The organism is Pseudomonas quasicaspiana (assembly GCF_021147825.1).
Lineage (GTDB): Bacteria > Pseudomonadota > Gammaproteobacteria > Pseudomonadales > Pseudomonadaceae > Aquipseudomonas > Aquipseudomonas quasicaspiana.
Window position 1 is genome coordinate 1 of sequence record NZ_JAGTPI010000049.1, and the last position, 12,323, is coordinate 12,323.

Annotated in this window: 5 protein-coding genes; 4 read left to right on the top strand and 1 reads right to left on the bottom strand. The window is 59.0% G+C overall.

What is annotated here, in order from left to right:
* Positions 1–404 precede the first annotated feature (404 nt).
* From recC to KDX30_RS22370, 4 genes are all read left to right on the top strand, one after another.
* Positions 405–3,881 (top strand): exodeoxyribonuclease V subunit gamma, encoded by a 3,477-nt coding sequence (recC, locus tag KDX30_RS22355; protein WP_231677521.1) that lies wholly within the window; start codon positions 405–407, stop codon positions 3,879–3,881.
* Positions 3,878–7,588 (top strand): exodeoxyribonuclease V subunit beta, encoded by a 3,711-nt coding sequence (gene recB, locus KDX30_RS22360; protein ID WP_231677522.1) that lies wholly within the window; start codon positions 3,878–3,880, stop codon positions 7,586–7,588. The genes recC and recB overlap by 4 nt, the downstream gene beginning before the upstream one ends.
* Positions 7,585–9,681 carry an exodeoxyribonuclease V subunit alpha gene (gene recD, locus KDX30_RS22365; RefSeq protein WP_231677523.1) on the top strand — a complete coding sequence of 699 codons (2,097 nt, stop codon included), beginning with the start codon at positions 7,585–7,587 and terminating at the stop codon, positions 9,679–9,681. The genes recB and recD overlap by 4 nt, the downstream gene beginning before the upstream one ends.
* 235 nt (positions 9,682–9,916) lie before the next feature.
* Positions 9,917–11,209: an MFS transporter gene (locus KDX30_RS22370; RefSeq protein ID WP_027897897.1), complete on the top strand. Its 1,293-nt coding sequence runs from the start codon at positions 9,917–9,919 to the stop codon at positions 11,207–11,209.
* 156 nt (positions 11,210–11,365) lie between these two features.
* Here KDX30_RS22370 and KDX30_RS22375 read toward each other — a convergent pair whose 3' ends face one another.
* Positions 11,366–12,280 (bottom strand): LysR family transcriptional regulator, encoded by a 915-nt coding sequence (locus KDX30_RS22375; RefSeq protein ID WP_231677524.1) that lies wholly within the window; start codon positions 12,278–12,280, stop codon positions 11,366–11,368.
* Positions 12,281–12,323: the final 43 nt, after the last annotated feature.

Consider the following 12,323-nt stretch of genomic DNA (forward strand, 5'->3'; position numbering starts at 1 on the left):
TCGCCGATGGTAGTGTGGGGTTTCCCCATGTGAGAGTAGGTCATCGTCAAGATTAAATTCCAGAACCCCTGATCGCTTACGCGTTCAGGGGTTTTGTTTGTGCGCGAAGAAAAAGGATTAGCCGTAGGAGCGCGCTTGCCCGTGACGGACGACCACGCGTTGAACCTGGCACACCACTCGCTACCGGGTAGGACCGAATTCATTCGGGAAGGCTATATGTCAGGCGATACATAAGCTGCGGATGTACCGCCCCTTCGCGAACAAGTTCGCTCCTACCGTCTATGCGCCAAGCTCGGTAGGCCAGCGACAATTCACCCGCAAATTCCCTCCTACCTCCCCTCCGTTTTGCTTTAAGGTTCGGCTACAGTTTTTCCACGCCGCACTCTCCAGCCAAGGAAGCATTCATGCCTGTAACAACCTCTCTCAGCGCCGGTTTCATGGTGGTTCATGGCAATCGCCTGGATGACCTGCGCAGTCTGGTTGTATCCTGGATGCGCCGCTATCCGCTTTCGCCTCTGGAAAACGAAATCGCCTTGGTACAAAGCAACGGCATTGCCCAATGGTTGAAGCTGGCCTTGGCTGAAGATGCCGAAGACGAAGATCTGGGCGGCTGCGGTATTGCAGCAGCAATCGACGTCCAGCTACCCGGCAGCTTCATGTGGCAGCTGTATCGATCGGTATTAGGCAAGGATGAAATCCCGGCCGCGTCACTATTGGACAAGGCGCCGCTGACCTGGCGTCTGATGCGTCTGCTACCCGCCTTGATCGACCAGCCACACTTTGAACCGCTAAGCCGCTTCCTGACTAACGACACTGATCTGCGCAAGCGCTATCAGCTGTCCGAGCGCTTGGCCGACCTGTTTGACCAATACCAGGTGTATCGCGCCGACTGGCTGGAAGACTGGGCTGCAGGTCGCCACCAATTGCGTAACGTCAGAGGCGAAGCCAAGCCGTTGACCCCGGCGAATTGCTGGCAAGCTGAGTTGTGGCGTGCGTTGCTCCTGGATGTGGGCACCGAAGGCATGGCCCAAAGCCGAGCAGGTGTGCATCAACGCTTTATCGAACGCATCACCCATATGAATGAAGCCCCGGAGGGTCTACCAGCTCGGGTCATTGTCTTCGGTATTTCCTCTCTGCCCGCTCAGGCCCTGGAAGCATTGGCGGGTTTAGCCCGATTCAGCCAAGTGCTGCTCTGTGTCCATAACCCTTGTCGCCACCACTGGGCCGACATCGTCGCCGACAAGGATTTACTGCGTCATCAATACAAGCGTCAGGCTCGCAAAACCGGAATGCCTGTCGTACTTGATCCCCAAGCGCTGCACCAACACGCCCATCCGCTGTTGGCTGCATGGGGCAAGCAAGGTCGTGACTACATCAATCTTCTGGATAGCCACGACGATCCCGGCAGCTATCGCTCAGCGTTCAAAGATGGGCGCATTGACCTGTTCAGCGAGAGTGATCCGCATACGGTCCTCAATCAGCTACAGGACGACATTCTTGAGCTAAGGCCGCTCGATGAAACCCGAGAACTCTGGCCCGCTGTCGATCCACTGCAAGATCGCTCAATCCGCTTCCACGTCGCCCACAGCGCTCAGCGGGAAGTCGAAATCCTGCATGACCAATTACTCGCGCGTTTCAGCAAAGACCCGGATCTACGTCCTCGCGATGTGATTGTCATGGTCCCGGATATCGACAGCTACGCTCCGCATATACGCGCCGTATTTGGCCAGATTGATCGCGAAGACCGCCGCTTTATCCCATTCACCCTTGCCGACCAAGGGCAACGCGGTCGCGAGCCATTGTTGATTGCTGTCGAGCACCTGCTGAAAATTCCGGACAGCCGTTTTCCGGTCAGCGAAATCCTCGACCTGTTGGACGTTCCTGCACTGCGCGCTCGCTTCAAAATCAAGGAACGCGACCTGCCAACCCTGCATCGCTGGATCGAAGGGGCAGGCGTACGTTGGGGGTTGAATGCCGAGCAACGGGAAGGGCTCGGCTTGCCAGCAGCGCTCGAGCAAAACAGCTGGCACTTCGGATTACGACGCATGTTGCTCGGCTATGCGGTCGGTGCCGGTGCTGCCTGTGACGGCATAGAACCCTACGACGAAATCGGTGGTCTGGACGCAGCTCTGATCGGTCCATTAGTGGCGTTGATTGACGCGCTTCAGGTCGCCCACAACGAGCTGTCCTCGCCTGCGGTTGCCACAGAGTGGGGCGCTCGCCTGCAAGCGCTGCTGCAATTGTTCTTCCTGGCTGACAGCGAGCACGACGACTATTTGCTCGCTCAACTGGAGCAACTGCGTGAGACCTGGCTGGAGACGTGCGAATCGGTTGGCCTGCAAGACGAGTTGCCGCTGACTGTAGTTCGCGAAGCCTGGCTGGCCGGACTGGACCAAGGTCGTTTGTCCCAGCGCTTCCTCGCCGGCTCGGTCAACTTCTGCACCTTGATGCCAATGCGCGCTATTCCTTTCAAACTGGTGTGCTTGCTCGGCATGAACGACGGTGATTACCCTCGCGCGCAGCCGCCGCTGGACTTCGACTTGATGGGCAGCGATTACCGTCCCGGTGACCGCTCACGTCGTGAAGACGACCGCTATCTGCTGCTCGAAGCACTGCTCTCAGCGCGAGACCAGCTGTATATCAGTTGGGTGGGCCGCAGCATTCGCGACAACAGCGAGCGTCCGCCATCCGTGTTGATCGGCCAGTTGCGCGATCACCTCGCCGCAGGCTGGAGACTCCAAGATGCCCAAGAACCCATGGACAGCAAAAAGCGCGATCCGGGTCAGCAGCTCCTGCACGCACTCACCCTCGAACATCCGCTTCAGCCATTCAGCGCGCAATACTTTCACGAGAACACAGGCTTCTTCAGCTTCGCCCGTGAATGGCAGGTCCTGCACGAAACCAAAGTCGCCGTGCCGCTAACAACGCCACTCTCTGCCCACGAACAAGACGAACCCCTGAACCTGGCTCAACTGCAGGACTTCCTCAGGAATCCGGTCAAACACTTCTTCAGCCAGCGTTTGAAGATCTACTTCGAAGTGGCCGAAGCGCCTTTGGCCGACGAAGAGCCGTTTGTGCTCGACGCCCTTGAGCGCTACAGCCTGAGTGACAGCCTGCTCAACGCTGCGCTCACTGGCTCGCAAGACATTGACGAGGCGCTGCAGGCACAGGCATTAAAACTCCAGGGCAGCGGCCTGTTACCCATGGCGGGTTTCGGCAGCAGCTTGCGAGAAGAATTGATCGAGCCGCTGCCGGATTTGCTGCAGCGTTATCAGAGCCTGCTTCATAAATGGCCTGAAGCGCTGAGCAGTGCGCTGCCGGTCAGTTATGCCCATCAAGGCGTGCGACTGGAAGGTTGGCTAGGTGGTTTGCATGCCAACGCTCAAGGCGAGTACTTACTGATCACGGCTATTCCGAACTCCATTGGCTCGAAGAAAAACCGTAAATGGCATCGCCTTATTCGTCCTTGGGTTTTACACCTGGTGGGCTGCGCATGCGGGCTGCCGCTGAGCACTGCACTGGTAGCCAGCGATGAAACGCTGTTGCTGGACCCGCTGGATAAATCCCTCGCCACAGCTGCTCTGAATGACTTGCTCACGGCTTGGCTCGGTGGCATGCAGCGACCTTTACCTGTCGCAGTCAAAACCGCTTTCGCCTCACTTGGCCAGAGCGACGAAACCAAAGCCGAAGCCGCAGCACGCAAAGCCTACGAAGGCGACGGACAAACCACTGATGGCGAGCGACGCGAAAGCACTGCGCTGGCCCGGCAATTTCCGGACTTCGATGCCCTGATCGAAAGCGAAGAGTTTGCTGGCTGGTGCGATGCGCTCTACAAGCCGATTTTCGACGCGCCTTGGCAAAGTGAAGGAGCCAGCGCATGACCGACATTCAACACACCGCATCCTTGGCTCTGCGTTTCCCGCTGCGTGGCAGCCAACTGATCGAAGCCAGCGCCGGAACCGGCAAGACCTTCACCATTTCGGCGCTTTATGTGCGTCTGGTTCTCGGCCATGGCGGTGATGTCGCCGGTTTTGGCCGTGAACTGTTGCCGCCGCAAATCCTCGTCGTCACCTTCACCGATGCCGCGACCAAAGAACTGCGCGACCGGATTCGCATCCGGTTGGCCGAAGCCGCACGCTTCTTTCGCGAAGAAATCAGCGCGCCTGATGAGTTGATCAACGAACTGCGCGAGCAATTCACGCCCGAGCAATGGCCAGCCTGCGCCAGTCGCCTGGACATTGCAGCACAATGGATGGACGAAGCTGCGGTATCGACGATCCACAGTTGGTGCCAGCGCATGCTGCGCGAACATGCTTTCGACAGCGGCAGCCTGTTCACCCAGACCCTGGAAACCGATCACAGCGATTTGCTTGGCGAAGTGCTACGCGACTACTGGCGACTGTTCTGCTACCCCATGAGTGGCGATGCCCTGAACTGGGTACGCGCCAATTGGAGTGGTCCGGCGGCCTTGTTACCTCGGGTGCGCAGCCTCTTTGGCAGCGACCGGGCGGTCCCGACCCAAGACCCTGCCGAGTTGATCACCGCCTCTCTGCAGCAACGTCGCGAGGCGCTCAAAGCACTTAAGTCGCCGTGGACCAACTGGGCTGCCGAGCTGCATGCAATCTGCATCGATGGCGTGGCGTGCAAGGTGGTCGATGGGCGCAAGATGCAGGAGCGCTATTTCCGGCCTTGGTTTGAAAAGCTCACTGCCTGGGCTGCTGATGACGAACTGGAAGAGCTCGATCTGGGCACCGGCTTCACCCGACTGACGCCCGACGGTATTGCTGAGGCGTGGAAGAGCAATCCGCCTTCGCATCCTGCTTTCGAGGCGATGGTCGAACTTAAAGTCGCGCTCGATACCTTGCCGACACCCGATGCCGCGGTGCTCGAACATGCTGCACACTGGGTCGGTATGCGCTTCGAAGCAGAGAAACGTCGTCGCGCCGAAATGGGTTTCGATGACATGCTGCTCAGGCTCGACGCTGCGCTGCAAAGCTCAGGCGGCGAGCGTCTGGCGACCTTGATTCGCGAACAGTTTCCGGTCGCCTTGATCGATGAGTTCCAGGACACCGACCCGGTGCAGTACCGGATTTTCGAGAGCATCTATCGCCTTGAAGAAAACGACACCGAAACCGGGTTGTTCCTGATCGGCGACCCCAAGCAGGCGATTTACGCCTTCCGTGGTGCCGACATCTACACCTACCTGCGCGCGCGTCAGGCCACGGTTGGCCGCTGGCATACGCTGGACACCAACTACCGTTCCAGCCACTCCATGGTCGAAGCGGTTAACCACGTGTTTCAGCGTGCCGAGCAGCGTCCGGAAGGGCGTGGTGCTTTCCTGTTTCGCGAAGGCGACAAGAACGATGTGCCATTCTCGGATGCGCTTTCTCAAGGTCGCAAAGACGCTCTGCAAATAGACGGCACACCGCTGGCTGCCCTGAATGTCTGGCAACTGGCGAGTGATCAGCCGGTATCCGGCGTCAGCTATCGCCAGCAACTGGCTGCCAGTTGCGCCAGTGAAATCGTCCGGCTGCTTAACGCCGGGCAACAAGGCCGCGCCGGTTTCGCCGCTGTGGATAAAGACCTGAGAGGCCTGCTGCCTGCCGACATCGCGATTCTGGTGCGTGACGGCAAAGAGGCTCAGGCGGTGCGCGGCGAATTGTCGGCCCGTGGCGTGCGCAGCGTTTACTTGTCCGACAAGGATTCAGTGTTCGCCGCTCAGGAAGCGCATGACGTGTTGGCCTGGCTCAAGGCCTGCGCCGAACCAGACTCCGAACGTACCCTGCGCGCCGCATTGGCATGCATCACCCTGGCGTTACCGCTGGGAGAGCTGGAGCGCTTGAATCAGGACGAATTAGCGTGGGAAGCGCGGGTCATGCAGTTCCGCGGTTATCACCTGATCTGGCGTAACCAGGGCGTATTGCCGATGCTGCGCCGCTTGCTGCACGACTTCCATTTGCCGCAGATCCTGATCACCCGAAATGATGGCGAGCGTGTCCTGACCAACTTGCTGCACCTGTCCGAGTTACTGCAGCAAGCCGCTGCCGAACTGGATGGCGAACAGGCGTTGATCCGCCATCTGGGCGAGCATCTGGCGATGTCCGGTCAGGCGGGTGAAGAACAGATTTTGCGTCTGGAAAGTGATGAGCAACTGGTCAAGGTCGTGACCATCCACAAGTCCAAAGGCTTGCAGTATCCATTGGTGTTCCTGCCGTTCATTTGCTCCAGCAAACCGGTGGATGGCACGCGTCTACCACTGCATTTCCACGATGAAAACGGTAGGGCGCAAGTCAGTCTCAAGCCTACCGCTGCCCTCATCGAACAGTCCGACAACGAGCGTCTGGCTGAAGATTTACGTCTGCTTTATGTGGCCCTGACCCGCGCTGAATATGCCTGTTGGCTGGGCGTGGCCGACCTCAAGCGCGGTAATTCCAGCAGCTCGATGTTGCACCGCTCGGCGTTGGGTTACCTGCTGGGCGGCGGCATGCCGTTGGTCGAGTCGGCAGGCCTGGCTTCATGGCTACGCGATCTGGGCGAAGGTTGCGACGGGATCAGCGTCGAAGACGTCCCTGCCGCGACCGCAGAAACCTTCAGCCCGCCACGCAATGAAGCAACCTTGCTCAAACCGCGCATGCCCAAACGCCGAGCTGCCGAAAATTGGTGGATTGCCTCTTATAGCGCATTGCGCATCGGCGACACGATCACCGCGGGTAGTGATAGCGACGAATCACCGGACAGCCCGCAAGCGCAAAAGCTGTTCGATGACGAACGCCTCGACCCCGAAGCGCCGCGTGAAGTGCTGGTCAGCGGCGGTGATATCCACCGTTTTCCACGCGGCCCTAATCCCGGCACCTTCCTCCATGGTTTGTTGGAATGGGCGGGCAACGAAGGTTTTGCCAAGGCCGTCAGCGATCCGCAACAGCTCAAGGATGCTGTGGCTCGGCGCTGTAACCGACGTGGTTGGGAAGGCTGGATCGACACGCTGAGCGGCTGGCTGCAACAGGTTCTGAATTTGCCGTTGTCGCTGACAGCCGACAGTACGCCGGTTTCTCTAGGCGCGATGGATCAGCCCAATCAGTACCGCATCGAAATGGAGTTCTGGTTCGCCTGCCACAAGGTCAACGTCGCACAAATGGACGCTCTGGTGCGCCGCTACACCCACGACAACGCCCCGCGCGCGGCAACCGAAACGGTGTCTTTGAACGGCATGTTCAAGGGCTTCATCGACCTGACCTTTGAACACGAAGGTCGCTATTACGTGGCGGATTACAAATCCAACTGGCTCGGCCCGGACGATGAAAGCTACACCCAGGACGCCATGACCAGTGCGATTCTGGACAACCGTTATGACCTGCAATACGTGCTCTATCTGTTGGCTCTGCATCGCCAGCTCAAGGCGCGTCTCGCCGATTACGACTACGACCAACATATGGGCGGCGCACTTTATGTGTTCCTGCGTGGCGCTTATTCAACCAGTCAGGGCGCCTGGTTTACCCGGCCGCCACGGGAGCTGATCGAAGGTCTGGATCTACTGTTTCAAGGCAAGTCAGTGACTGAAGAGTTCGTCCTGACCGGAGAACCCGCATGACTCGCTCATTCGCTGAACTGCTGCCCACCCCTCTGGATGCACAGAGTCTGGCTGACCTAACGCCATTGACCAACGTTCGCGACCTGCTGCTGTTGCTTGAGCGTTGGGTCGAGCGCGGCTGGCTGCGGGCTCTGGATAAGGCTTTCGTGGCGTTCCTCAGTGAGCTGGATCCGTCCGCCGATTCACTGGTTCTGCTGGCCGCTGCGTTGACCAGTCACCAACTCGGCCACGGCCATGTTTGCCTGGACCTATACGAAACCCTTAAAGAACCGGACTTCGCCTTGTCATTGCCTCCCGAAGGCGATGTGCAAAGCGGCCCGATGCTGCTGCCGTCACAGTTGCTGGTAGCGCAGGATGGTGACGCATGGTGCCAGGCATTGCTGGCCAGCACGTTGGTTGCCCGAGGCGATGACGCCAGTGAAAGTGCGGCCAGCAAACCATTGGTGTTGTCTGACCGGCGTTTGTATTTGCGCCGTTACTGGACGTACGAGCGGCGCATCGGCGCGATCTTGCGTCAGCGGCTGGCACAGCGAGAGGCCGTTTCTGATGACCTCGCTCAACGTTTGAATGCACTGTTCCCGCCGAGCAGTACGCCGGATGCGCTGATCGACTGGCAGAAACTGGCCTGTGCGCTGGCGACTCGCGGCGCATTCAGCATCATCACGGGCGGGCCGGGCACCGGTAAAACCACCACGGTTGTTCGCTTGCTCGCGTTATTGCAGGCCCCGGCTGTTCAAGCCGGTCAGCCGTTGCGGATTCGTCTGGCTGCGCCCACCGGTAAAGCGGCGGCGCGTTTGACTGAGTCCATCAGCCAGCAAGTGCAGAGCCTGACGGTCAGTGAAGACGTGCGTCAGAAAATCCCTGCCGAAGTCACTACGGTGCACCGTTTGCTGGGCAGCCGTCCGGGCACGCGGCACTTCCGTCATCACGCCGGGAATCTACTGCCCCTGGATGTGTTGGTGGTGGACGAAGCGTCGATGATCGACCTGGAAATGATGGCCAATCTGCTGGAAGCGCTGCCACCCCATGCGCGCATGGTGCTGCTGGGTGACAAAGACCAGTTGGCTTCCGTTGAGGCGGGTGCTGTATTGGGCGATTTATGCCGTGATGCCGAAGCCGGGCTTTACAGCCCGCAAACCCAGCGCTGGCTGGAAGTAATCAGCGGCGAAGACTTGAATCGCGCCGGTTTGCAGCAAGGCGATGAGCAGCAGCATCCGCTGGCTCAGCAAGTGGCGATGTTGCGTTACTCGCGGCGCTTTGGCGAAGGAAGTGGTATCGGGCAATTGGCGCGGCTGGTCAATCAGCAGCAGTCCACCGAAGCGCGCGCTTTGTTGGCCGCTCGTAGCCACGCGGATTTGCACGCATTGGCCCTCAAGAATGAGCAGGACCGTTCACTGGAGCGCCTGCTACTCGAAGGACTCGACCAAGGCTCGGAAGGCCCGCAGGGCTATCGCCATTATCTGGGCGTGATGGCCGCGCAGCGTCCGCCACAGGATGCCGCGCTGGAAGACGAGCGTTGGGGGTATTGGGCGCGAGCGGTACTGGATGCGTTCGACGCGTTTCAGTTGTTGTGCGCTGTGCGTAAAGGACCGTGGGGCGTTGAGGGGCTAAACCGGCGCATCACCAGCGCGCTGTACGAAGCCCGGCTGATTGAAAGCGATCAGCATTGGTACGAAGGTCGGCCGGTGTTGATGACCCGCAATGATTACGGGCTTGGCTTGATGAACGGCGACATTGGCATCGCCTTGCGCCTGCCAGAGCGCGACGGGCCGGAAGCAGGCAAACAGGTATTGCGCGTGGCCTTCCCGCGCAACGACGGCAGCGGCGGGGTGCGTTTCGTTTTGCCGAGTCGGCTCAACGATGTGGAAACGGTTTACGCCATGACTGTGCACAAATCCCAAGGCTCGGAGTTCGCCCATACCGCACTGATCCTGCCCGAGGCGCTAAATCCGGTCCTTACCAAAGAGCTGATCTACACCGGCATCACCCGCGCCAAACACTGGTTCAGTCTGATCGAACCGCGCAAAGGCGTGTTCGAAGAAGCACTGCGGCGCAAGGTAAAGCGCCTGAGTGGGTTGATGCTGGAGCTGTAAAAACCACAAAACCCACCTCTCCCTGTAGGAGCGCACGAGCACCTACAGGGGGGAGGTGAGCACCAATAACGCTCAAAAAAGCCAAAATATCGCACCGGCGCTTTGCGTTCAGAGCAATGAAATGTTCTGAAATGCATAATTGTGTGAAGGGTTGCCCGCCCCTACCATCACGTCAAAGGTCAGCCCCCTCGTCAGGGGTAAAAGACCCATTCCTTGACGAGTTGGAGAACCACGCATGACAACTGCGCACGTAGCGGCCCAGTCTCCCGCGAAACCGCCGATGTCCAGAGGCAAGCTGTACAAACTGGTGATCGCCTCGTCGATTGGCAATGCTCTGGAATGGTTCGACCTGATCGTCTACGGGTTCTTCGCGATCACCATCTCCAAACTGTTCTTCCCCACCGCTGACGAGACGGTATCGCTACTGTTGGCGCTGGGTACTTTCGCACTCTCTTACCTGATTCGCCCCTTGGGCGCGGCCGTGTTGGGCTCCTATGCCGACCGTGTCGGTCGCAAGTCAGCGATGCTGGTATCGATCTGGCTGATGATGCTCGGCACGCTGCTGATTGCGATCATGCCGACCTACGCGGCTATCGGTGTCTGGGCGCCGATCGGGATATTCCTGGCGCGTCTGATTCAGGGATTTTCCGCGGGTGGCGAGTTCGGCAGCGCAACCGCTTTGCTGGTGGAACATGCTCCGGAACGCAAAGGGCTGCTTTCCAGTTTCATGTTTGCCAGTCAGGGCATCAGCAGTTTGCTGGCTTCAGGGTTCGGTTTGTTACTGACTACCACGCTGACGGTGGACCAGCTTGAATCCTGGGGCTGGCGCATTCCGTTTCTGTTCGGTTTGATGATCGGCCCGGTCGGCTTGTACATCCGTCGTCACATCGAAGAGGCTGGGGAGTTCAAGGAAAGTGAGCGCAGCCATGCGCCTGTAGGAGAACTGTTCAAGGCGCACAAGTACCGCATGCTACTTGCTGTCGGCGCACTGATGCTGTCCACGTCGGCCACCTACGTGATCATTTACATGCCAACTTATGCCGTCAAACAGCTGGGCCTGAGCGCGTCCATCGGCTTTGCGGGCACGCTGCTCAGTGGGCTGGTGCTGACTATTCTGACGCCGTTCATTGGTCATCTGTCCGACGTGTTTGGTCGTACCCGGATCATGCTCGGCGCGTCGCTGATCTTCATCCTCAGTATCTATCCGGCGTTTTCCTGGCTGGCAGCCAACCCGACGTTGCTGGTGTTGTTGGCGGTATTGTTCTGGATGAGCATCCTCAAGGCGATCTACTTCGGTGGCCTGCCTGCCCTGATGTCAGAGCTGTTCCCGACCCAGGTGCGCGCCACCGGCATGGCCCTGAGCTACAACATTGGCACCACGGTGTTCGGCAGCTTCACGCCCTTCATCATCGCGTGGCTGATCAGTGCCAGCGGCGACAACCTCGCGCCGAGTTACTACCTGCTCGTCACAGGTGTGCTCAGTCTGGTCACCCTGTTCGCGATCCGTCGACTGCTGAAGCTGGCCTGACAGCACGTCAACGAAGGACCTGTAGGAGCACGCTTGCCCGCGATAGCGTCAGCGCAGCCGATATATTTATCGGCTGACACACCGAATCGCGGGCAAGCGCGCTCCTACGCAAAAGCATTCCAGATCAGTTAGTTGAGTTTTTTGACAAGAGCCGCATCAGCCTTTGGTGACTGTGCTCGCCGTCACCAGTTGCTCTTCCAGAAAACTCAGAAAGTAACGCACCAACACCGGCAGTTTGCGTCCGGCCATGATCTGCACTTGCAGGCTGCGCTGGCGTAACTGAGGATCGCTCATGGGCACCAGCACCAGATTGTCCCGGGTGGTGGAGCCATTGACGGTGACGGTGCCGCACAGCGCAATAACATCCTGGGAATACCTAACCACGCTATAGATCGTGCCCAACGATTGACTGGTGTAGGCGGGCACGATGTTGATGCCCTGCATGTGACAGGCGATATCGAACAGATAGCGCAGGGTCGAGCCTGTGTAGGGCAGGGCCAGCGGGAATTCGCTCAGGTCTTTCACTTCAAGGGATTCACGGTTGGCCAGCGGGTGGCTGGCGGGCATGAGGGCGCTGATGGGTGAGTCGCAACTCAGGGATATTTCAACGCCCTGAGTTGGCGTCAGACTGAAGGTCAGGGCGATGTCCACCGAACCTTCCTTGACCAGTTGCGATGCGCGGGCCGCGTCCACCACGTGCACATCGAAACTCGCCCCAGGATGGAAGTTACGAAACTCTGCCGTGACCCTCGGCAAAAATTCCCACGCCATCCCTTCCGGGCAGGCCAGCACAATCCGGTGCTGCTGCAAGGTGTTCACGCCGCGCATTTCGGCGATCACGTTCTTCACTTCCAGCATGTTGCGCGTGGCATAGGCCAGCAGCAATTCGCCCGGCTCGGTCAGTTGCATGCCGCGCGGCTTGCGCTCGAACAACTGCAAGCCGAGGTTCTCTTCAAGGTTGCTGATCTGGCGGCTGACCGCAGACACCGCGACATGCAGCTCTTCGGCCGCTGCCGATAGCGAACCGGTCCGGGCCACACTGTGGAAATAACGCAGCGGCAGATCATGCATATCAGCTCCCTATTGCTGCCTCATCGCTGTGCAGATCAGGTTT